General features: G+C 70.4%; 21 protein-coding genes and 1 pseudogene. 12 read left to right on the forward strand and 10 right to left on the reverse strand.

Annotated elements, in window-relative coordinates:
* Positions 1 to 86 precede the first annotated feature (86 nt).
* A pseudogene (locus tag ACH4KB_RS30630) lies at positions 87 to 1,190 on the reverse strand (tetratricopeptide repeat protein); the annotation flags it as partial.
* A 200-nt stretch (positions 1,191 to 1,390) separates the two neighbouring features.
* Here ACH4KB_RS30630 and ACH4KB_RS30635 point away from each other — a divergent pair.
* The 4 genes from ACH4KB_RS30635 (at position 1,391) to ACH4KB_RS30650 (ending at position 4,384) form a co-directional block, all read left to right on the forward strand.
* Positions 1,391 to 2,140, forward strand: coding sequence for a hypothetical protein (locus tag ACH4KB_RS30635; protein WP_398069094.1), 750 nt, complete (start codon positions 1,391 to 1,393; stop codon positions 2,138 to 2,140).
* Between the two features lie 78 nt (positions 2,141 to 2,218).
* Positions 2,219 to 3,130, forward strand: coding sequence for an aminoglycoside phosphotransferase family protein (locus ACH4KB_RS30640; RefSeq protein WP_398069096.1), 912 nt, complete (start codon positions 2,219 to 2,221; stop codon positions 3,128 to 3,130).
* Entirely contained in the window at positions 3,131 to 3,823 is a 693-nt protein-coding gene (locus ACH4KB_RS30645) for a class I SAM-dependent methyltransferase (protein WP_398069098.1), read from the forward strand. It abuts the gene before it with no gap.
* A gap of 15 nt (positions 3,824 to 3,838) precedes the next feature.
* On the forward strand, positions 3,839 to 4,384 hold the full coding sequence (locus ACH4KB_RS30650) for an HAD domain-containing protein (protein ID WP_398069100.1): 546 nt from the start codon (positions 3,839 to 3,841) through the stop codon (positions 4,382 to 4,384).
* Positions 4,385 to 4,473: 89 nt separating this feature from the next.
* Here ACH4KB_RS30650 and ACH4KB_RS30655 read toward each other — a convergent pair whose 3' ends face one another.
* From ACH4KB_RS30655 to ACH4KB_RS30675, 5 genes are all read right to left on the reverse strand, one after another.
* On the reverse strand, positions 4,474 to 4,992 hold the full coding sequence (locus ACH4KB_RS30655; RefSeq protein ID WP_398069102.1) for a DUF2716 domain-containing protein: 519 nt from the start codon (positions 4,990 to 4,992) through the stop codon (positions 4,474 to 4,476).
* A 118-nt stretch (positions 4,993 to 5,110) separates the two neighbouring features.
* Positions 5,111 to 6,808, reverse strand: a complete 1,698-nt coding sequence (locus ACH4KB_RS30660; protein WP_398069104.1) for a relaxase/mobilization nuclease domain-containing protein — start codon at positions 6,806 to 6,808, stop codon at positions 5,111 to 5,113.
* On the reverse strand, positions 6,798 to 7,370 hold the full coding sequence (locus ACH4KB_RS30665; protein ID WP_398069337.1) for a hypothetical protein: 573 nt from the start codon (positions 7,368 to 7,370) through the stop codon (positions 6,798 to 6,800). Before ACH4KB_RS30665 ends, ACH4KB_RS30660 begins: the two co-directional genes overlap by 11 nt.
* A 315-nt stretch (positions 7,371 to 7,685) precedes the next feature.
* Positions 7,686 to 9,137: a DUF3631 domain-containing protein gene (locus ACH4KB_RS30670; RefSeq protein ID WP_398069106.1), complete on the reverse strand. Its 1,452-nt coding sequence runs from the start codon at positions 9,135 to 9,137 to the stop codon at positions 7,686 to 7,688.
* Between the two features lie 148 nt (positions 9,138 to 9,285).
* Complete coding sequence (locus ACH4KB_RS30675; protein WP_398069108.1) at positions 9,286 to 9,480, reverse strand: helix-turn-helix transcriptional regulator; 195 nt, start codon at positions 9,478 to 9,480, stop codon at positions 9,286 to 9,288.
* Between the two features lie 120 nt (positions 9,481 to 9,600).
* Between ACH4KB_RS30675 and ACH4KB_RS30680 the strand changes: the two genes are divergently transcribed.
* On the forward strand, positions 9,601 to 10,101 hold the full coding sequence (locus ACH4KB_RS30680; protein ID WP_398069110.1) for a helix-turn-helix transcriptional regulator: 501 nt from the start codon (positions 9,601 to 9,603) through the stop codon (positions 10,099 to 10,101).
* A 24-nt stretch (positions 10,102 to 10,125) separates the two neighbouring features.
* Positions 10,126 to 11,244 (forward strand): tyrosine-type recombinase/integrase, encoded by a 1,119-nt coding sequence (locus ACH4KB_RS30685; protein ID WP_398069112.1) that lies wholly within the window; start codon positions 10,126 to 10,128, stop codon positions 11,242 to 11,244.
* Between the two features lie 108 nt (positions 11,245 to 11,352).
* Here the strand turns inward: ACH4KB_RS30685 and ychF are convergent, their stop codons facing one another.
* The gene (ychF, locus tag ACH4KB_RS30690; RefSeq protein ID WP_010063336.1) at positions 11,353 to 12,441 is read right to left on the reverse strand and encodes a redox-regulated ATPase YchF; all 1,089 of its coding nucleotides are present in this window, start codon (positions 12,439 to 12,441) and stop codon (positions 11,353 to 11,355) included.
* Between the two features lie 478 nt (positions 12,442 to 12,919).
* On the opposite strand from ychF, the gene ACH4KB_RS30695 reads away from it, so the two are divergent.
* Positions 12,920 to 13,480: a DUF6542 domain-containing protein gene (locus tag ACH4KB_RS30695; RefSeq protein WP_398069339.1), complete on the forward strand. Its 561-nt coding sequence runs from the start codon at positions 12,920 to 12,922 to the stop codon at positions 13,478 to 13,480.
* 80 nt (positions 13,481 to 13,560) lie between these two features.
* On the opposite strand, the gene ppgK is transcribed toward ACH4KB_RS30695, so the two are convergent.
* Together ppgK and ACH4KB_RS30705 are read right to left on the reverse strand one after the other, a co-directional pair.
* The gene (ppgK, locus tag ACH4KB_RS30700) at positions 13,561 to 14,313 is read right to left on the reverse strand and encodes a polyphosphate--glucose phosphotransferase (RefSeq protein ID WP_398069114.1); all 753 of its coding nucleotides are present in this window, start codon (positions 14,311 to 14,313) and stop codon (positions 13,561 to 13,563) included.
* Positions 14,314 to 14,351: 38 nt separating this feature from the next.
* Positions 14,352 to 15,341, reverse strand: a complete 990-nt coding sequence (locus ACH4KB_RS30705) for a 4-hydroxy-3-methylbut-2-enyl diphosphate reductase (protein WP_398069116.1) — start codon at positions 15,339 to 15,341, stop codon at positions 14,352 to 14,354.
* Positions 15,342 to 15,434: 93 nt separating this feature from the next.
* Between ACH4KB_RS30705 and ACH4KB_RS30710 the strand changes: the two genes are divergently transcribed.
* The 4 genes from ACH4KB_RS30710 (at position 15,435) to ACH4KB_RS30725 (ending at position 19,519) form a co-directional block, all read left to right on the forward strand.
* Positions 15,435 to 16,871, forward strand: coding sequence for an APC family permease (locus ACH4KB_RS30710; protein WP_398069341.1), 1,437 nt, complete (start codon positions 15,435 to 15,437; stop codon positions 16,869 to 16,871).
* A gap of 164 nt (positions 16,872 to 17,035) precedes the next feature.
* On the forward strand, positions 17,036 to 18,247 hold the full coding sequence (gene xseA, locus ACH4KB_RS30715; RefSeq protein WP_398069118.1) for an exodeoxyribonuclease VII large subunit: 1,212 nt from the start codon (positions 17,036 to 17,038) through the stop codon (positions 18,245 to 18,247).
* A gap of 195 nt (positions 18,248 to 18,442) precedes the next feature.
* Positions 18,443 to 18,688, forward strand: a complete 246-nt coding sequence (locus ACH4KB_RS30720) for an exodeoxyribonuclease VII small subunit (protein WP_398069120.1) — start codon at positions 18,443 to 18,445, stop codon at positions 18,686 to 18,688.
* 240 nt (positions 18,689 to 18,928) lie between these two features.
* A complete protein-coding gene (locus ACH4KB_RS30725) occupies positions 18,929 to 19,519 on the forward strand; it encodes a malonic semialdehyde reductase (protein WP_398069122.1) in 591 nt (196 codons plus the stop codon).
* A gap of 88 nt (positions 19,520 to 19,607) precedes the next feature.
* Here the strand turns inward: ACH4KB_RS30725 and ACH4KB_RS30730 are convergent, their stop codons facing one another.
* Complete coding sequence (locus ACH4KB_RS30730; RefSeq protein ID WP_398069124.1) at positions 19,608 to 20,156, reverse strand: DUF4245 domain-containing protein; 549 nt, start codon at positions 20,154 to 20,156, stop codon at positions 19,608 to 19,610.
* Between the two features lie 158 nt (positions 20,157 to 20,314).
* Here ACH4KB_RS30730 and glpX point away from each other — a divergent pair, with 158 nt between their 5' ends.
* A complete protein-coding gene (gene glpX / locus ACH4KB_RS30735) occupies positions 20,315 to 21,346 on the forward strand; it encodes a class II fructose-bisphosphatase (protein ID WP_018956177.1) in 1,032 nt (343 codons plus the stop codon).
* The last annotated feature ends 116 nt before the right edge of the window (positions 21,347 to 21,462 follow it).

Raw genomic sequence — 21,462 nt, forward strand, 5'->3', positions numbered from 1 at the left:
AGCTACCTGGCCGGACTCCAACTCCGGGCCTCCATGATCTGGATCAAAGACCTCACGCGAACCACCCAGTGATCACGACCCGATACACGCCCTAGCGCGTCGCGGTGCTGCTGTTCCGTGCCGATGTGGTCGGCGAGGTCGGTCAGCGTGCGGGCGGTGTGGCTGGCCACGGTGCCGGCGGCGGGGCCGCTGACGCGGGAGAAGCTGGGCTGGGGACCGTCCTCGCGCAGGAGCGCGTCTTCGGCGGCGAGGAGAGCGCGGGCGGCCAATGGGTTCTCGCCGACCGCTGCGTAGGCGCGGGCGTGCGTGATGTGGAGGAGCGCTTCCGTCTGGCCGTCGACGTGGCCGAGGCCGCGGGTGAGGGCGCCTTTGACGAGGTCCACGCAGTGGTGGGGTTGCTTGAGGCTGAGGGATTGATGGGCGAGGGCGCGCATCATCCAGGCGGCGTGGCCGTGGGGGTCGGCTTCGCAGGCGAGTTGGTAGCCGACCTGGTAGTAGCGCTGGGCGGCGCCTTCGTGTCCGAGGTCGTGGTGCTTCCACCCTGCGAGGTAGGCGAGTTCGGCGACGGCGCCGAAGGCGGCCTGGCGTAAGGGCTCCGAGGGGAAGCGGCCCCGCAGCATGGGGGCTGCCGTGTCGGCGAGGTACGCGGTGACTGTGGTCAGGCCGTGCCCGCCGCCGAGCCGTTCGTCGGCGGCGCTGAAGGCGGCTGTGATCTGTCGTACGACGTCGATGTCGTCGCTGCCGACGAGGGAGCGGGCGGTGCGGGCGCGGAGCATCCGCGAGGTGGCTTCGTGGTCGTGCAGGAGCGGCATGGCCACGCCGGCCGTGGTGAAGGCGGCGATGGCGAGGAAGTGGCGGCGTTCGACGTCCGCGCGGCCGAGGTCGGTGACCGCGGTGACGGGGTCGGTGTCCGGTGGCGACTCCGTACCGGGTGAGTGGAGACCGAGCTCGGTTCGGGTGACGACGCGGCCCAGCCGCCGTGAGAGGGCTTCGGCGAGGTACTGGCCTGCCTGGCCGGACGGCGTGCGGGCACCGCCCACCCAGTGGGAAATGGCCGACTTGTTCGTCTGGAGCAGTTCGCCGTTCTCTGCGGCGATGCGGCGTACGTCCTTGGCGAGCGCGTCGTACGTGCACCCGGCGGCGTTGATCGTTTCGCGCAAGCGGGAGTTGGCACTGGTCGGTGTCGACACGATCGCCTCCGCTCCGGATCTGTAAACCGTGTATACCGCTTGACCTCGGTCACACCGTACCCACTCTGCGTAGCGGGCGGTTCACTTATCGACAGCCGCCCCACTCGGCATCGCGGGCCGGGCGGCCCCCAAGTTCCGTACGCCCCAACGGGCTCGGGCATTCCTGTGCCCCGGCCCGGACGATCAGAGACGGAGACACGGTGACCACCATCGACACAACGACCATCACGGTCGAGCTGCCCCACGCCTTCGACCCGCGCTGGAACCGCCTGCCCGGCATCCAGGTCGACGGCCGGCGCATCACCATCGACCCGGCCGAGTACTTCTTCCGCTTCGAGTCCAGCACCTGGCTCGTCGCCGACTGGGAGCTGGTCAAGGCCCAGCTCCTCGACGTGGACGAGACGGCCGAGAGCGCGGTCGAGCGGCTCGCGCTCGACTTCATCAAGCAGCACAGCGAGTCCACGTCCGACGCGGCCCGTGTGCTGGCGACGGCGTACGGGGTGTACTCGTACCTCTTCCGCGAGGAGCACCTGGCCGGCCTCGGCCTCCCGCAGATCACCGCCGAGCACCTGCGGATGCTGCGCGAGGCGGCCACGCTGATGGCGCTCAACAAGGTCGAGCTGGACGGGCACATCTCCAACGTAGGCCCGTGCTGGTTCTTCCCCGCCGCCACCTCCGTCGTCTTCGACCTGGACGACGCGACGGGCGGAATGCTGGACGAGGTCTACCACGGCGGCTGGTTCAACGAGCACCGCCGGATCGAGTCCATCAAGGCCCACGCCGCGCTCGGCGGCCGACTCGTGCACGGCTGCCAGTCCGTGCCGGACCAGTCCGGCGGCGTCGTCGCGCCCTACGGTGCCTCGATGGCCAACTTCCGTGACGACCTGGCCAAGTTCAAGGCGGGCTGGATCGAGCAGGTCTACGCCCACCGCGTGACCGCAGCCGAGTAACCCCACCCCCAGTACGGCTCCGGGGCGGGCCAGTTCGCGCGCGCCCGCCCCGGAGCCCACCAGCCCCTGGAGACCTCCATGGATCAGAGTCTGTCCGCCACCCTGCTGGACGACCTGTGCACCCTCGTCGGCAAGCCCCTCCCCGACCGTGCCGAGATTCGCGTCTGGGGCATGTCCGGCGTCGAACGCGTCGCCTTCCCCGACGGCACCACGGCCGTCTTCAAGTACGCCAAGGAACCCTTCGACCGCGAGGCCCAGGCCCTGCGGATGGCCCACCAGCGCGGGCTCCCGGTCCCCGCGCTCCACGCAACCGCCATGCAGGACAAGTGGCTCGGGATGCTCATGGACGACCTCGGCACCCCCGTACGGGACGCCGACGACCTCGACGGCGTCGCCGCCGCCGTCATGCTCCACGCCGCCCGCCCGGCAGGCGGTCTGCCCCTCCTCGACGGGGCGGGCCTCGCAGCACTGCCCGGACGCGCCCTCGATCACCTCCAGCGGCTGCGGAAAGCTGACCGCTGGGCGGACTGCGACGACATCGAGACCGCGCTGGGGAAGATCTCCGCCGCGTCCGAGGACCGAGTCCAGGGGGCGACGCTCGACCCGTTCGGCTGGGTCCACTCCGAGTTCCACCCCACGAGCATCCACATCGGAGAACACGGCTGGCACCTCCTCGACTTCGCACGCGCCTTCACCGGCCCCGGCCTGATCGACCTCGCCTCCTACCACGGCACCACCGACGTACCGAGCCCCTTCCGCATGCGGGTGTTCCTGGAGCAGTACGTCACCGCAGGCGGTCATGAAGACGCCCTCGCCGCCCGGGGCGGCCTGACCCCGGAGGCATGGGCACTGGGCTGGCACCGCATGTGGGCCGTGGAGTGGTTCATGGAACAGGCCATTCGCTGGATCGACGACCCGGCCAAGGACCCCGCGTACATCCCCGTCGTACGCCGCCACCTGGGCGACGTGGTCCAACTACTGGAGGTCTAGGTGCTCGCCCAGGTCTCCCCCTGGTACGCCCACGCAGCCCAGCGCACAGCCGCTGCCCCCGCGCACGCCCTCGCGGCGCCTTCCCGGATGGAATGGAGCACCCACGCCGGCCTCGGTCCCGGCGCCGAGATCCTGGGCCGGGACCTCTGCGGCAAGCACGTCCTGGAGCTGGGCTGCGGACCCGGCCACAACGTGGCCCACCTCGCGAAGCACCACCAGGCCCGCGTCACCGGCGTGGACCTGGTCGGCCTCCAGGTACGCCGGGCCCGCTCCCACTACGGCCACATCGAAGGTGCCACGTTTGCTGCCGGTCACGCACTGCACCACCTGCAGGCCACCGGCCGGACCTTCGACGCGATCTACTCCGTCTTCGGCGCCGTCGGCCTCGTCGCCCCCGAGCTCCTCCTCACCGCCGTTTCCCGACGCCTGAAGCCTGGCGGTGTGCTGGCCTTCTCCGTCCCCCACCCGGCACGGGCCGGAAGACATCCATCCACGGACGACCGTCCGCGCGAGGACTACGTCACCATGCCCGACCGCACCCGACTGCCCCTCGCTCGTTGGGAGTTCGACGCCCGTCGCTGGGGAGCCCATCTCTCCCGGACCGGCCTGCGCATCACCTCAGCGGTGGACCTGCGGCACCCTCGCCGTGACCCGTGGCCCACCACCCTCCTCATCACTGCCCGCAAACGCTGACCGACGGAGGAAACGATGCCCCTGCCCTACCTGCTCCTGGACATCGACGGCGTCCTCATACCGTTCCCGGCCGCCGATGGCAGCACCCCGCTTACCCACGTCCGCCACACCGTCCTGCCCACCGGCCGGCACCCGGACGACCCCGTGTCCATCTGGCTCGACCCGAGCCAGGGCCGCATTCTCACCGACCTCCTGACCAGCGGACTCGTCACCCCCGTGTGGTGCACGAGCTGGCGCAAGGACGCCACCACAATCATCGGCCCTCTCCTGAGGCTGCCCGACTTCCCATACCTCGACCTGCCCCGCCCCCAGATCACCACCAGCCACCCCGACGGCTACCTCTGGAAACGCGACCACGTCGACGTCTGGCTGGCAGACGCCCCCGCCGTCTGGATCGACGACGACTTCACCGGCCTCGACCACGCCTGGGCGGCGGAACGCACCGCCGGGGGAGCGCCGACCCTCCTCGTGCAGCCCGACCCACATCTCGGGCTGCAGCCCGAGCATCTGACCGAGGTGACGAAGTGGGTCGCGCAGTTACCCACAGCCCGCGCCGTCTGACGACTGATGCCCTCGCCGCCACGAGCAGCGAGGGCATCAGGATGCGCTGTAGGGTTGGCTCCCTGGTGCCTGTGGAGTCGGGACCCAACTCAGGCGGTGCCGACTGCCCTGCCGGACCTACGGATCGGCTGTCCGAGAAGCTTCTCCACCTCTGCGGATGCGGCGTCGAGGAATTCCTGACCGAACAGACAGAGGGACTCTTCCCAGGGGTGCCCAAAACTGCCCATACGGAAGTCTTCCGACAGGTAGATGTAGTAGTCCCCATCGGGGTACGGACTCAAAGGCCAGGCTGGCTGCCCAAGGCCACCGACGCCCTGTGGCGCGAAGCGATACGACGTGTGCTGCCAGTCGAGCGCGAGCAGGGTTCCGCTCGGGTCGATGCAGGAAGTCAGCCCCCGCTCGACCACCTCGACCAGGCAGTTCAAACGCTCGTAGTCAGGATCGTCGTCAAGCGCGGCAAGGCTCCAGGAAACCGAGGCGACGGGCTCCTTGATCGCTGGCCACTTGAAAGCACTCGTACTCGGCTGGAACTTGAACTCGTCGTAGAAGCGGTCCCAAACGCGTCGGTACTCGGCCTCAAGCACCTCGACCATGGGACTCTCCGTCATGGCCCGATCCTATCGAGTCGCCCGTGATGTTCCCTCGGGAAACATGTCGCACCAGGGGGCTGCGCCGGCCTTCGCCTGCCGGTCCCTTCGTCGGGAATCTGGCGGGGAGGAACCAGGGTCAGCGGTACCGACTGCGCTCCTCGGGCCTCGTAGCCACTGGTGTGGCCGGAGGGCGCAGCGTGGCCGACATGGAGGACGTTCCGCTGGTGGTGCTCCGGCTGCGAGCCGCTTGCCTCCGCCGGTTCGGCTGAGCGGTGATGCGCCAGTTGAGGGCCTCGGCGGGGCGCTCGGCGCTGTCCAGCTCTCGCTGAGAGCCCACCTCGATCAGGAGACGCCGGGGATTGTGGCCGACGGTCTCGGTCTGGGCGAGGGTGGTAGTCAGGGCAGCCCAAGCAGGGTCGGCGAGGATCCTGCCGGCGTGGTCGGGGAGGGCCGCGCGAACGTCCTGCTCGAAGCGGCGGGCGGTTGCGGCTCGTGGTGCGCGGTGGGCCAAGTCCGCCAGGACGGGTGTGGCGGCCTGCTGGTAGCCCGCCTGAAGGTGGCGGAAGGCTTCTTCGGCCGCAGCGGCCTGCTGTGCGTGGCCTCGCTGTTCGTGCCACTTGGCTGCGGCCCGGGCCAGGTGCACGGTGGCGAAGAGCAGGGCGATGGCGAGTCCGCCCGGCTCGTTGGAGGCGTAGGCGAGTTCCTTGGCGGCTTGGCGAAGGGAGGTGGCGGCCTGGTGGTCCGCGCGGGTGGCGGATCGGCGGGCTCGGTTGAACGCCGTGGCCGCCGCGCGTAGCTCTGCTCGGTGCGGGCCGGGTGTGGCGCTGGCGATGTTGTAGAGGGCGTCGCCGAAGGCGGCGAGGTGGGCCTGGGCAGCAGCGTCGTCGTCGGAGTCGAGGACGGTGTGTGCCGTCTGTATCGCCGTCATGGTGTGCTGCCACGGCTCGGCGGGATCTGCCGCGAACCGAGGCCGGTCGGTCACCTCCTGGTCGGGCAGGCGTTCGCGGAGGCGGTTGATGGAGAGGTCGGGGGCGAGCTTTGAGCCGCCGTACCAGACGGGTTCGCCGGCGCTGTTGATGTCGCTGGGCGCGGCGAGGCTGTAGCCGATCACGTCGCCGCTCTCGGGGCCGAGGCGTGTCTTGACCTTGATGCCGAGGGAGTGGAGCACGGTGAAGTAGTCGGCCTCGGTGTGTACGGCGGCGGCGACCGCGTAGGCCCGCTCGCGCAGCCACTGTCGTGCCGTGATCGTCTGGCCTTGACGCTCGGCCTTGGCGCGTTCGGCGCCGGTGGGGGTACGGGGAGCCGTGAGGTCACCGGACTTCAGGCGGCGCAGGCCGAACTCGGCTTCGATCCCGCGGCACTCCGCTTGTGCCCGTCGGCCGTCCTGGTGGGTGCGTGGGCGGCGTCCGTCGGCGCGGACTGTGGTCGCCATGATGTGGATGTGGTCGTCGGCGTGGCGGACCGCGATCCATCGGCATGCCTTCTCGTCGCCGTCGGGGGCGATGCCCGTGGCGTGCACGACGCGGCGGGCGACCTCGGCCCACTCGGCGTCGGTGAGGTAGCGGTCACCGGGGGCGGTGCGGACCGGGCAGTGCCAGACGTGCTGTGGTGGCTTCTTGCCGCCCAGCTCGCGGGTGCGGAGGTCGACGTGGTGGTCGAGTCGCGTGGCGAGCTGGGAATAGGTGGCTGCCAGGTCGCGGCCGGGGTCGGGTGCGCCGGTCATGTCCCAGGCGGCGACGATGTGGGGGTTGGTGTGCTCGTCGCGTCGGCCGGGGCCGAAGAGGTAGGCGATCAGTCCGCGGCTGTCGGAGCCGGTGGAGACGTCAGGCACCATGAGCCGTGCCTTCCGCCAGGAGCTGGTCGATGAGGTGGAAGCTGTTCTGTGCTGCTTGCTCGACGCGGTCGAGAACCGTCTCGGCGCGCTCGGGCACGGTTCCTCGGTTGATGGCTGCGGTGATCTGGTTGAGGTTGCCGCCGATGCGGTTCAGCGCGACCGTGTGCGCCTCGACCGCTTCGATCAGCGGGCGCAGAGGATCGTCCTCCGGGCTGCCGACCAGTCCGGCCTTGCCCTGGGCCACGGCCAGGGCGGCGTCCCCTACGAATCCGGCGAACCTCTGACCGCGCTGGTGAGCGGCGGCGCTGATCACCTGGACCGCGGTGCGCGTGAAGCGGATGGTCTTCTCCTGGTCGCGCTTCTCCACGGTGCGCTTGCGGTTCATCTGCGCGGGCAGGGCGGGGGCGTCGAGATCCCGCCAGGACGGCTGCTCGACGAGCAGCGGGACGTCGGCCGGCGGATTGCGAGGAACTACGGGGTCGGCTGCGGGCCGGCGAGAGTCCCCGGCCACCCCCTGCTCCGGCTCGGGCGCCCCCTGGCGCTCGGCCTTGTCCTCCGCCACCCCTGGGGCGGGGGCAAGCGCGGACGAAGCCTCGTTAGAGGCTCGTTCGCTCCAGCTTGCTGCTGATCGTCGGGTGAGCCTGAACAGCTTCCGGCGGCGGCGGGAGGTGGTGTCGTCGGCGTTCGATTCGGGCATGGTGGTGCTCCGTCAGTCGTGTGGGGTGGCCCGTCGTCGCATCCGTCGCATCCGTCGCGTGGCTGGTCAGCACAGGTACGGAGAGGGCCGCAGGTACGGATCGATCCGTAACGGCGAGGAGATCCGTCCCCGCGCTGACCTGCGCGGGGACGGATGCGACGGATTGATGCGGACCTGGTGTCAGCGAGTGGGCCTGGGCCCTGCGGGCCTTCCCGGCGGGCCGGTGGGCAGCGCCCCGGACGGAGGGGCGGGCGACCTGCCCTGGGCCGGACGTGCCGGGACCTCGGCGGTGGGTGCCGACGGGGCGGGGTCGGGGCAGTAGCGAGCCCATGCGTCCACGAACTGGTTGCGGGCGTACGCCTTGGCCTGCCGGCCGTTCTCGAACCGGTAGTTGGCCGGGCTGATGCCGAAGTCGCGCAGCAGATTCGCCAGGTGGTAGGCGTTCAACCCCTTCGTGCCGTACTCCGCCCACGGGGCCTCGGCGTCCTGGATCAGCACAGCCAGCAGGTCCTGGCTGCGCAGTGCCTCCCTGCCGCCCTCCTGGTCGAAGACACGGCGGATGTCACGCAGCAGCCGTGTCTTCAGCGTCGTCTGCTCGTCCTGGACCACCTCGTTGCGCGTCATCGCCAGACAGGCGGCACGTGCCTGTGCGGGCCAGTGCCCACCGGCGAGATCGGCGACGATGACCAGCGGCTCCCACGTGTCGGCGGCCCGGTCCTCCACGGGCATCTTCGGCACCGAGCCCGCGACGGTGCCGCGCTGCGGGACCAGCCAGTCGGCCAGCCGGTCGCGCAGCGCGTGCAGTTCCGGCACTGAATAGCGCGAGCGGAACGGGGTGATCCGCTCGCCCGGCTTGCGCTTCTGCATGCGGATGACGATCGCGCGGTCCATGATCGTGTCCGGCAGGTCGCCGATGCCGGCCAGCGCCGCCATGGCGAAGGTGGGGAACGCGGTCGGCTTGTGCTCCGGCCCGGAGATCCGCCAGGCCGGCCGGTTGCGCTGGTGCCCCGCGTTCAGCAGGCCGCGGAGGTCCTCCTTGTCGCCTGCCTTGGGGCCGAAGATGGTGTCGGCCTCGTCCACCAGCAGCGTCGGCGGGTTCTTGCCGATGACGCGGAAGACGACGGCGGGGGAGGTGTTCACCGTCATCATCGGCTGATGGACCGTCTCGTAGAGAACGTCCAGGAGGCGGGACTTGCCGCACCCCTTGGTCGGCCCGACCACCGCCAGCCGTGGCGCGTGCTGGAGGCCGGGCTGAATGTGGGAGGCCGCGACCCAGAGCGTGACGGCGGTCAGGGCCTCGTCGCTCGGCAGCACGACGTACCGCCCGATCGCCGTGCGGAGGTCGTCCAGCAGCGCGGTGCCTTCGCCTGCCGCCTCGGCGCCGTCTTGGGTTTCTGATCCGCCTGGAGCAGGATCGACTGCGCTGTCCGACGCGGTAGTCGGGGCGCTGACCTGAGCAGGTCGCGAACCGGGTGTGCTCCGATTCGGAGCATCGGAGGTCGCGCCTCCCGTGCTGGCACGTGGTTCCGTCCGCTCCTCGCGGTTCCGAGGCAGACCCTGGCCCGGGACCGCGATCGGTGGCCAGGCAACACTGGATGCGTTCGAGGTGGCGGGGGACGTAGGGTCCTTCATAGACGTTCCTCTCGGGTGAGGGGCGAGACGGGCAAGGTCTCGCCCCTCACGGGTTCGTTCGTGCAGGGATGGGCGACGTGCAGGGGAATCTCCGGCCCTCGGCGTTGGCGCGCCGGGGGCCGTTGCTGTGTCTGGGCCTGTCGGTGGCTCATGAGGCCAGGCCCCAGTCCTCTCCGCCGTCGATCAGCGCGCGCTCGTAGCGCAGCAGTTCGACCTCGGGGTAGAGCACGCGCTTGCCGACCTTGATGCCGCGCGGTCCCTTCTGGAGATGTCGCCAGTAACGGACAGTGCTCTCGGCGGTGCGGTAGCGCTCAGCGACCTCGGCGGTGGTCAGGTATCGCATGCATTCCCATTCGGCTAGGCGTCGATTCGATCTGCATAATGAGTACCTCATGATCGGCGGTTAGCCAAACCGGGAAGCTCATGTTTCAATTCGGATAGCGATGGTCGCGATGGAGGTTCGATGGCAGGCGAGAAGGTCGAGGGCGGCGAGGTGCCGCTGCTCTACAGCGAAGGCAACGTGGCGGGCCGCGTGGCCCTGGAGCGCGAGGTCAGAGGGTGGAGCACGACCGAGCTGGCCGAGCGGGTGACCAGAGCGGGCGTGAAGATGAACCAGACGGCCGTGTGGCGCATCGAGAACGGCTCACCCCGCCGGCGGATCAACCTCGATGAGGCGCTCGCCTTCTCCCGCGTCTTCGAACTGCCCCTCGAAGAGCTCATGTCACCGCCCTTGGAAGGGCTCGACATCGACAGCCGACGGCTCGTCCAGGAAGCCGTAGAAGCGTTCTACGAGACCCGCGACGCCCGCGACCGCCTGCATCGTGCCGTGGTCGCCGTCGCCGACCACATCAAGGCACACCCCGACAGCTCACGCGCGATCAACGAGCAGTGCCTCCGCCTCATGGGCGACGAGCGGGACGCTCGCACCCTCACCAGCGACATCGAGGACGGCGGCCACTACTGACAACCAGCACAAAGGAGAAGCCACTTGGCGAACATCCAGAAGCGACCCAACGGCAAATGGCGTGCCCGCTACCGCGACCTCGACGGCAAGGAGCACGCTCGCCATTTCGACCGCAAGATCGACGCCCAGCGCTGGCTCGACGAGGTCACGACCAGCGTGGTCACCGGTCAGTACGTCGACCCGCGCTCGGCGAAGAAGCCCTTCAAGGACTACGCGGAGGAGTGGCGGGCCAGCCAACCGCACCGGCCGTCGACGGCCAAGGCCGTAGCCCAGCACCTGCGTTGCTACGCCTACCCCGTCTGGGAGAAGCGGGCACTCGGCGCGATCAAACCCGGTGACGTGCAGAGCTGGATCACCAGTTTGACGGCCACCCACAAGCTCGCCGCAAGCACCTCCCGCACCGTGTTCAACACGGTCAACGCCGTCTTCCGGGCAGCGGTCCGCGACCGCATGATTCCGCACAACCCGTGCACCGACGCGAAACTGCCCTCAGTTCCGAGGAAGAAGGTCGTACCCCTGGCCGTCGAGCAGGTGCGCACACTGGCCGAGGAGATACCCAGCCGCTACAAGGGCTTGGTCCTGCTGGGCGCTTGCACAGGGCTCCGCCCTGGCGAGCTCTTCGGGCTCCAGCTCCGGCACGTGGACATGCTGCACGCCACCGTCTCGGTCGAGCAGCAGGTCCAGCAGACCGCCAAGCACGGTGTGTACGTCTGCCCGCCCAAGACCGCTCGCTCACACCGCACGGTTCCACTCCCCCGCATAGCGGTGGACGCGATGAAGGCCCACCTGCGGGACTTCCCCGCCAATGGGCCCGAGAGCTGGATCTTCACGGCGCCGCAAGGCGGGCCCGTGGTCTACACGCACTTCATGGACGGGTCCTGGCGCCCCGCCTGTGCGAAGGCCGGCATACCGAAGGGCACCGGACCACACGCCCTCCGGCACCACTACGCCAGCCTGCTGATCAAGCACGGCGAGTCCGTGAAGACAGTCTCCGAGCGCCTCGGCCACACCAACGCGGCCATGACGCTGAACATCTACACCCACCTGTGGCCCGACTCCGAGGAGCGGACCCGGGCCGCCGTCGACAAGGCGTACGCGGACCAGTCCGCCGATGCCCAGCCACAGGTCGACGAAGCGGCGTAACCGCTCCCCCGCGTGCCGGACGCGTCCAGCACGCTGCGGACTCCGCGCGGACCGCAAAGGCCGCCCAACCCGCTCCGCCGCAGGTCAGACGGCCTTTCGCCGAACGTATTAGACGTTGAAGCGGAACTCCACCACGTCCCCGTCCTGCATGACGTAGTCCTTGCCCTCCATGCGGGCCTTGCCCTTGGCGCGGGCCTCGGCGACCGAGCCGGTCTCCACCAGGTCGGCGAAGGAGACGATCTCCGCCTTGATGAAGCCCTTCTGGAAGTCGGTGTGGATCACGCCGGCCGCCTCCGGGGCCGTGGCGCCCTTCTTGATGGTCCACGCGCGGGCTTCCTTCGGGCCTGCCGTGAGGTAGGTCTGGAGGCCCAGGGTCTCGAAGCCGACGCGGCCGAGAGTGGCGAGGCCGGGCTCTTCCTGACCCATGGACTGGAGCAGTTCGAGTGCCTCGTCGTCGTCGAGCTCGATCAGCTCGGATTCGATCTTGGCGTTCAGGAAGATCGCCTCGGCGGGGGCGACCAGGGCGCGCTGCTCGTTCTTGAAGTCCTCGTCGACCAGTTCGTCCTCGTCGACGTTGAAGACGTAGAGGAACGGCTTGACGGTGAGCAGGTGCAGCTCGTGGAGGAGCCGGCCCTTCTCGGTGGCCGCCGTGATGCCCGCGGCGAACAGCGTCTGGCCGGACTCCAGGATCTTCTGGGCCTCCTCGACCGCGGCGAGGACCGCGACCTTCTCCTTCTGGAGGCGGGATTCCTTCGTCAGGCGCGGGACGGCCTTCTCGACGGACTGGAGGTCGGCGAGGATCAGCTCGGTGTTGATCGTCTCGATGTCGTCCTTCGGCGAGACCTTGCCGTCGACGTGGACGACGTTCTCGTCCTTGAAGGCCCGGATGACCTGGCAGATCGCGTCGGACTCGCGGATGTTCGCGAGGAACTTGTTGCCCAGGCCCTCGCCCTCCGAAGCGCCCCGGACGATGCCGGCGATGTCGACGAAGTCCACCGTCGCCGGGAGGAGCCGCTGGGAGCTGAAGATCTCCGCGAGCTTGTTCAGGCGCGGGTCCGGGACGCCGACCACGCCGACGTTCGGCTCGATCGTGGCGAACGGGTAGTTGGCCGCCAGCACGTCGTTCTTGGTCAGGGCGTTGAACAGGGTCGACTTGCCGACATTCGGCAGACCGACGATTCCGATCGTGAGCGACACTTTGGCGACTTCCTGGAGTGAGGAGGGGGTCAGGGGCGTCCGGGTCCGGCTCGGCGGTTCGAGCCGGGGCAGCCGAGTCCCGGAGTGGGACCGATTCTCCAGTTTACGGGGCTGCTCCGCGGGCCCGGACAGTGCGGTTTCTCGGGTCCCTGCCACTGGCTCCCCCTGTGCCCCACGGGCTCCTACTGGTTGGGACCGTGCCGCTGTCCCTGGCCCTCCCGAAGCCCGCCCCCGGTTCGAACCGTGCGGTTGCCCGGGCCTCTTCCCCCGGTCCGAACAGCGCGCCTTTCGGCCGTGTGACATCGAACGCAACGCCAAGGTCGGCCAAAGCGCGTGTCCAACGCCTGATTCCCCGCCCCCCGCGACCTACGTTGTGCAGGTGGAGCAGCACAGGACACGACCCCCGCAGCGCAGGCAGCCCCCGCAGGCCGCGCCCGCCCCGCCCGCGCCGGGTCGGGCGGGCGGCGAGAGTTCCGCCGTGTACCGGGTACGGGTGCGCAGCGTGCCGCCCGTGGTTCTCGCGTTGCGGCGGTTCCCCAACCCCCGGCTCACCGGGATCGGGGCCGGGCTGTTCGCCGCCCTCACCATGTTCGTGCTCGCCTGCGTCGACCGGCTGCTGTTCGACAGTTCGGAGCTCGTCTTCGGGCTGCTCTTCCTGCCCGTCAGTGCCCTGACCGCCCTCTGGGTCCGGCCCGCCGACCTGGTCACCGCGCCGATCAGTGTGCCCATCGCCTTCGCCGTCGGAGTGTTCCCGATTTCCGGGGGGTCCGAAGGGTTCGGCGGACAGACCATGGGCCTCGTCACCGCCCTCGCCGTGCACGCCGGCTGGCTGTACGGCGGGACGTTGGTCGCGGGGGTCATCGCCTCCGTACGCAAGGTGCGCCAGATGCGGGCCCGGCGACGGTATGTGCTGGCGCAGGGGCGTGGCGCCGCGCCCGAGCGGGAGCCCCGGGCCGCCGCCGAGGCCGCGGCGGCGAAGCCCGTACGGGCCGGGGCCCCGGCGGCGGACGCGGTGGCCCGTCGCCCTCAGCGGCCCTGAGCGGCTCCCGGCCCCTCTCCACTGCCGGCGCGGGCGCCCGTGGTGCCGTCCGGTCCGTTCAGCGGTGCCGTCCGGTCCGTTCAGCCCTTGCTGTGTGCCCGCCCCGCCGCCGCCATCGCCGCTCCCACGATGCCCGCGTTGTTCTGGAGCTGGGCCGGGACCATGTCGGCCCGGACCTTCTCGATCAGCGGCAGGAACTTCTCCGCCTTGCGGCTCACTCCGCCGCCGATGATGAACAGCTCGGGCGAGAACAGCATCTCCACGTGCAGCAGGTACTTCTGGACCCGGTGGGCCCAGTGCTGCCAGCTGAGGTCCTCGTCCTCCTTGGCCTTCGTGGAGGCGTGCTTCTCCGCGTCGTGACCGTGCAGTTCCAGGTGGCCCAACTCGGTGTTGGGGACGAGCACGCCGTCGCTGAAGACCGCGCTGCCGATGCCTGTGCCGAAGGTCAGCATGATGACCGTGCCCGCGCGGCCCTTGCCCGCGCCGAAGGTCATCTCGGCGACTCCGGCCGCGTCCGCGTCGTTCAGGATGGTGACGGGCTGACCGATCCGCTCGCCCAGCAGCGTGCGCGCGTCCGTGTCGATCCAGCCCTTGTCGACATTGGCCGCGGTACGCGTGATGCCGTCCGTGACGACCCCGGGGAAGGTGATGCCGACGGGGCCCGTCCAGTCGAAATGGCCGACGACCTCGGCCACGCCGTCGGCCACGCCCTTGGGCGTGGCCGGGTGCGGTGTCAGCACCTTGTGGCGCTCCCGCGCCAGGTCTCCGCGGTCCAGGTCCACGGGAGCGCCCTTGATCCCGGATCCGCCGATGTCCACGCCGAAGATCTCCATGGGACCCACGGTACGGGCAGGCCGGGCCCCTTGCCCGGCTACTCGGCAGAAAGGGCGGCGGCCTCGGCGCGCAGGTCGCGGCGCAGCTCCTTGGGGAGGGAGAACGTGATCGACTCGTCGGCCGTCTTCACCGTCTCCACGTCCGCGTAACCGCGCTCTCCGAGCCATTCCAGGACACCGTCGACGAGGACGTCGGGGACGGAGGCGCCGGACGTCAGACCGACCGTGGTCACGCCCTCCAGCCAGGCCTCGTCGATCTCGTCGGCGAAGTCGACCAGGTGGGCGGCGGGGGCTCCGGCGTCCAGGGCGACCTCGACCATGCGAATGGAGTTCGAGGAGTTCTTGGAGCCGACCACGATGACCAGTTCGGCGTCCTCGGCGAGCTTCTTCACCGCGATCTGGCGGTTCTGCGTGGCGTAGCAGATGTCGTCGCTGGGCGGCGAGAGGAGGTTGGGGTACTTCGCCTTGATGGCGTCGACCGTCTCCATCGTCTCGTCGACGGACAGGGTGGTCTGGGAGAGCCAGACGACCTTCGACTCGTCGCGGACCTTGATGTTCGCGACGTCCTCGGGGCCGTCGACCAGCGTGATGTGGTCGGGGGCCTCGCCGGAGGTGCCGATGACCTCCTCGTGCCCCTCGTGGCCGATCAGGAGGATGTCGTAGTCCTCCTTGGCGTACCGGACGGCTTCCTTGTGGACCTTGGTGACCAGCGGGCAGGTCGCGTCGATGGTGGCGAGCTTGCGCTCGGCGGCCTCCGCGTGGACGGTGGGCGCGACTCCGTGCGCGGAGAACATCACGATGGAGCCCTCGGGCACCTCCGCGGTGACGTCCACGAAGATCGCGCCCTTCTTCTCCAGGGTCTGCACGACGTACTTGTTGTGCACGATTTCGTGGCGGACGTAGATGGGGGCCCCGTACTGCTCCAGGGCCTTCTCCACGGCGATCACGGCACGGTCCACGCCCGCGCAGTAGCCACGGGGTGCGGCGAGCAGGACACGGCGGGCAGGAGTTGCAGTCATGCGTCCCATCGTAAGGCCGTGGCGAACAGGCGCGAGGACGGCCGGGTCGGGAGACTGGTCACGGTACGTACGCGAGAGATGGCTGATGGTGATGGAGGGGCGATGATGTCGGTGTCGGGGAGCGGGGCGGGGAGCGGCGAGGGCCGCGGCGCGGGCAGCAGTGCCGAACCGGGCAGGCTGCGGCGGACTCTGGGGTTCCGGGATCTTGTCGTCTACGGGCTCCTCTTCATCGCCCCGATGGCCCCTGTCGGGGTGTTCGGGACCCTGGACGCCAAGTCCGACGGCGCGGTCGCGCTCGTCTATGTGGTGGCCACGGTGGTCATGGGGTTCACCGCCTTCAGTTACGCCCAGATGGTGCGGGTCGCTCCTTTCGCCGGTTCGGTGTTCACGTATGCCCGCAAGGGGCTCGGGGAAGGGCCGGGGTTCATCGCCGGGTGGATGGCCATGCTCGACTACCTGCTGATCCCGGCCGTCGCCTACCTCTTCTCCGGGATCGCGATGAACGCGCTGGTCCCGGAGGTCTCGCGGTGGGTGTGGACCGCGATCGCCGTGCTCGTGACCACCCTGCTCAACCTGTGGGGCGTGCGGGCGGCCGCCCGGGTCGGCTTCGCGGTGCTGGCCATGGAGATCGTGGTGCTGCTGGTCTTCATGGTCTCGGCCGTGGTCGTCCTCGTACGGGACGGGGCGCAGCGCGGCTGGCTGACGCCGCTGACGGGGGACTCCGGGTTCTCCATGACGGCGGTGCTGGGGGCCGTGTCGATCGCCGTGCTCTCCTATCTGGGCTTCGACGCCATCGCCTCGTTCGCCGAGGAGGTGACGGGCGGCTCGCAGAAGGTGGCGCGGGCGGTGCTGTTCTGTCTGGTGCTGGCGGGGGTCCTGTTCGTGGCGCAGTCGTATCTGGCGGCGTTGCTGGAGCCGGTGAGCTCTGCGGAGCTGGCGGCGGACCCGGCGGCGCAGGGGTCGGCGTTCTACGACGCGGTGGACGCCTCGGTGGGGACGTGGCTGCATGATCTGGTGGCGGTCAGCAAGGCGATCGGCGCCGCGTTCGCCGCGCTGGCGGGGCAGGCCGCCGCCGGGCGGCTGGTCTTCGCGATGGCCCGGGAGCGGCGTCTGCCGCACTTCCTCGCGAAGGTCGACCCGTCGTCGGGTGTGCCGCGGGTGGCGATCCTGTGCGCGGCGATCGTGACGCTGGTGGCCGCCGTGTGGGCGGCCCGGCGCGACGACGGCCTGGACCATCTGGTCTCGGTCGTGGACATCGGCGCGCTGACGGCGTTCATCCTGCTGCACGCGTCGGTGGTCGGCTGGTTCGCCGTACGCCGGATGGAGGGTCCGCCGGTGTGGTGGCGGCACGTCCTGATCCCGGTGGTCGGCGCGGGGGTGCTGGTCGCGGTCATCGTGGAGGCGACGACGTCCTCCCAGGTGGTGGGTGTCTGCTGGCTCGGGGTGGGACTCGTGGTGCTGGCGGTGCAGGGGACGGGCCGCCGGGGCGGTATGGAGGGCCCGGGTGGCGGCGCGGAGAAGGGGGCCCCGGTTCTGTAGGGCGGCTGCCAGCACTTCGTGTCGTCCCGTGCAGGCATCGCACCCCGTACGGCTTCCCGTCCCGTGCAGGCTTCGCGTCCCGTACGGCTTCGGCGGTGTGCGGACGACGCGGGCCCCCGCGCGGGGCGGGGGGCCTGTCGGTGGCTGCCGATACGCTCGCCCGTATGGCTCTCAACACGTCCGCGGAAGCGCCGCTGCCCGTCGGTGAGGTGTCCCGGCTCATCGGCGGCTGGATCGACCGGCTCGGCGCCATCTGGGTGGAGGGGCAGATCACCCAGCTGTCGCGGCGCCCGGGCGCCGGGGTCGTCTTCCTGACGCTGCGCGATCCGTCCCACGACATCTCGGTGAGCGTGACCTGTTTCCGGCAGGTCTTCGACCGGATCGCCGATGTCGTGACGGAGGGCGCGCGCGTCGTCGTGCTGGCCAAGCCCGAGTGGTACGCGCCCCGGGGGCAGCTGTCGCTGCGGGCGACGGACATACGGCCGGTCGGCATCGGTGAGCTGCTCGTGCGGCTGGAGCAGCTGAAGAAGTCGCTCGCCGCGGAGGGGCTCTTCGCCCTGGACCGCAAGAAGCCGCTGCCGTTCCTGCCGCAGCTCGTCGGGCTGGTCTGCGGGCGTGCTTCCGCCGCCGAGCGCGACGTCCTGGAGAACGCCCGTCGCCGCTGGCCCGCCGTGCGCTTCGAGGTCCGCAACACCGCCGTGCAGGGGGTGAACGCGGTCGCCCAGGTGGTGCAGGCGGTCGAGGAGCTGGACGCGCTGGAGGAGGTCGACGTGATCGTGGTGGCGCGGGGCGGCGGCAGCGTCGAGGATCTGCTGCCGTTCTCCGACGAGCAGCTGATCCGGACCGTGGCCGCCTGCCGTACGCCGGTGGTCTCCGCGATCGGTCACGAGCCCGACTCGCCGCTGCTGGACCTGGTCGCCGATCTGCGAGCCTCCACGCCCACGGACGCGGCCAAGAAGGTCGTCCCCGACGTGGGCGAGGAGATGGAGCGGGTGCAGCAGTTGCGGGACCGGGCGCTGCGGACCGTACGGGGGCTGCTGGACCGCGAGGAGCGCGGGCTCGCGCACGCGCTGGGCCGCCCCGCGATGGAGCGGCCCCACCGTCTGGTGGAGGAGCGCGAGGCCGAGGTGGACGCGCTCCTGGGGCGCAGTCGCCGGGTGCTGGGCCATTTGCTGGACCGGGCCGATTCGGAGCTGTCGCACACGCTCGCCCGGGTCGTCTCGCTGTCGCCGGCCGCGACCCTGGAGCGGGGCTACGCGGTGCTCCAGCGACCCGACGGGCACGTGGTCCGCTCCCCCGAGGAGGCCGGGGCGCCCGGGGAGCCGCTGCGGGCGCGGGTGTCGGAGGGCGAGTTCACGGTGCGGGTGGACGGATGAGGCCGGGGGGAGCGGGAAGGACGGATGAGGCCGGGGGGAGCGGGAAGGGCGGACGGTCGCGCCCGCGAGGGAACGGGGAGCGGGCGAGCCCGGGGCCTCGCCCGCCGGGACCGGGAGACGGGGCGGCCGGGCGGCCTTGTCGCAGCCGCCGCAGCGCCCACATCGTCGTAACAGCTCACGCTTAGGGTGGATCACATGACGGACGACAACGGGACGACGGCGACTGCCGCCACGGGCACGCTCGGCTACGAGCAGGCGCGGGACGAGCTGATCGAGGTCGTACGCCGGCTGGAGGCGGGCGGCACGACGCTGGAGGAGTCGCTGGCCCTGTGGGAGCGGGGCGAGGAGCTGGCGAAGGTCTGCCGGCACTGGCTGGAGGGCGCCCGCGCCCGGCTGGACGCGGCCCTGGCCCGCCCGCAGGTGGACGACGACCGGGGCTGAGCGAGCGAACGCCCGCGCGCCCAGCGGTCGCGCGGGCGTTGATGGTCCGCGGTGGCGCGGTGGGGGCGTGCCCGGAAGCGGTGCGGGGGCGGGCGTCCGTGCTCGGGCCGGAGGCCGTCGCACAAGACAGATGCACTGTGCAATGGATCACTCTCGCCCAAGTTTAGTTGAAAGTTAACCTATCTCTGGCGTACGTTCGAGCCTTCTCCCCACCGCGTTCGTTCGGAAGGTTTGCACCAGATGTCGCTCGTTCTCGACCCCGCCGCCCAGGACCTCCTCTTCCGTGAGGCCCGTACCGCCAACACCTTCACCGACGAGCCGGTGACCGACGAGCAGGTCCAGGCGATCTACGACCTGGTCAAGTTCGGGCCGACCGCCTTCAACCAGTCGCCGCTGCGCGTCGTCCTGGTCCGCTCCGCCGAGGGTCGCGAACGCCTGGTGCGGCACATGGCCGAGGGCAACCAGCCGAAGACCTCCACGGCCCCGCTGGTCGCGATCCTGGCCGCCGACAACGAGTTCCACGAGGAGCTCCCGGCGCTGCTCCCGCACTTCCCGCAGGCCAAGGACATGTTCTTCTCGGAGCGCCCGGTCCGCGAGTCGGCCGCCGGCCTCAACGCCGCGCTCCAGGCCGCCTACTTCATCATCGGCGTCCGCGCCGCCGGTCTGGCCGCCGGCCCGATGACCGGCTACGACGCCGCGGGCATCCAGAAGGAGTTCCTGGACGACGACCACACCCCGCTGATGGTCGTCAACATCGGCAAGCCGGGCGAGGACGCCTGGTTCCCGCGCAGCCCGCGCCTCTCCTTCGACGAGGTCGTCACGACCGTCTGAGTCCCGTCCCAGCGAAGGGGCCCCGGAACACCAGTACACCTGGTGTTCCGGGGCCCCTTCGCGTACGCGGTCCGGCGCGGGCCGCGCGTCAGGAAGCCGGCGCGGCGGGCGGCGTCGTCCTCAGTGCGGCGGCCATCTCGACCAGGCTCTCCTTCGGGGCCGAGCCGGTCACCACCGTGGTGTGCCCCTTGCCCGGCAGGACGAGGGCGTCGTACTTCGCGCCTTCCCAGACCTGCCACTCCCGGCCGGCCACCGTCTCGGTGCGCCCGGTGTCCTTGGCCTTCCGGCTGACCTCGGGGACGTACGTACCGGCGGCAGCGGTGGACTGCTCGACCGCGACATACCTGCGGTCCGCGTCGAGGAAGCCCAGGTGCCAGGCGTCGCCCGCGACGTCGTCGTACCGGACGGAGGTCGCCTTCCACTTCTTCGGCAGCCCCTCGGGCGCGGCCACCGGGTAAGGGGCGGCGGTCCGCACGGTCGCCAGTTCCACGGTGAAGTCGACGGCCTTGATGGGATCGGCGTGCTCGTCCTTCGGGATGAACAGGTAGATGACGCCCGCGCAGGCGGCGATCACCAAGGTCGACAGGAGCATGTCCCGGACTGTCTGCTTGCCTCGCTTGCTTGCCACGGGATCCATGGTGGCACGCGGCCTGACACGCCCGGCCGCAGGGTGCCGCTCACGGCCGCGACGCCGGAGGCGCTCATGCGTGACCCGGCCTGCTCATTTTATCGTCCTACCGATAGAGTCACAGCACCCTCATATCCGGTCGTCGCCGTACAGAAAGGTGCGCTCCGATGTCCGAGCATCATCTGCCGTCCCAACTGGAGGTCTCCCCGGAGGCCCCCGACCGCAACCTGGCCCTGGAGTTGGTCCGGGTCACCGAGGCCGCCGCCATGGCTGCCGGGCGCTGGGTGGGCCGCGGCGACAAGATCGGCGCCGACGGCGCCGCCGTGAAGGCCATGCGGACCCTCGTCTCGACCGTCTCGATGAACGGCGTCGTCGTCATCGGCGAGGGCGAGAAGGACGAAGCGCCCATGCTGTTCAACGGCGAACGGGTCGGCGACGGCACCGGCGCCGAGGTCGACATCGCGGTCGACCCGATCGACGGCACCACGCTCAACGCCAAGGGCATGCCGAACGCCATCGCCGTGCTGGCGGCGGCCGACCGGGGCGCGATGTTCGACCCGTCCGCGGTCTTCTACATGGACAAGTTGGTGACGGGGCCCGAGGCGGCGGACTTCGTCGACATCAACGCGCCCGTGTCGGTCAACATCCGGCGTGTGGCACGGGCGAAGAACTCCACGCCCGAGGACGTCACGGTCGTCATCCTCGACCGGCCCCGGCACGAGGGCATCGTCAAGGAGATCCGGGAGACGGGCGCGCGGATCAAGTTCATCTCCGACGGCGACGTCGCGGGCTCGATCATGGCGGCCCGCGAGGGCACCGGCGTCGACCTGCTGATGGGCATCGGCGGGACGCCCGAGGGCATCATCTCGGCGTGCGCCATAAAGTGCCTCGGCGGCGTCATCCAGGGCAAGCTCTGGCCCAAGGACGAGGCGGAGCGGCAGCGGGCGCTCGACGCGGGCCACGATCTGGACCGGGTGCTGTCGACCGACGACCTGGTCAGCGGCGACAACGTGTTCTTCGTGGCGACGGGGATCACCGACGGTGAGCTGATGCGCGGTGTGCGGTACCGCGCGGAGACGGCGACCACCGAGTCGATCGTGATGCGCTCCAAGTCCGGCACGATCCGGTCGATCTCCTCGACCCACCGGCTGTCGAAGCTGCGCGCCTACAGCGCCATCGACTTCGACCGCGCGAAGTAGTCGGCAACCAGAACGGCTGCCCGAGGGGGAGGGGTGGGGGGGGGGGGGGGGGGGGGGGGGGGGGCGGCGGCCCCCCCCCCCCCCGGGCCCCCCCCCCGGGGGGGGCGCGGGCGCCC

This window comes from Streptomyces sp. NPDC017520, from assembly GCF_044329855.1.
Lineage (GTDB): Bacteria > Actinomycetota > Actinomycetes > Streptomycetales > Streptomycetaceae > Streptomyces.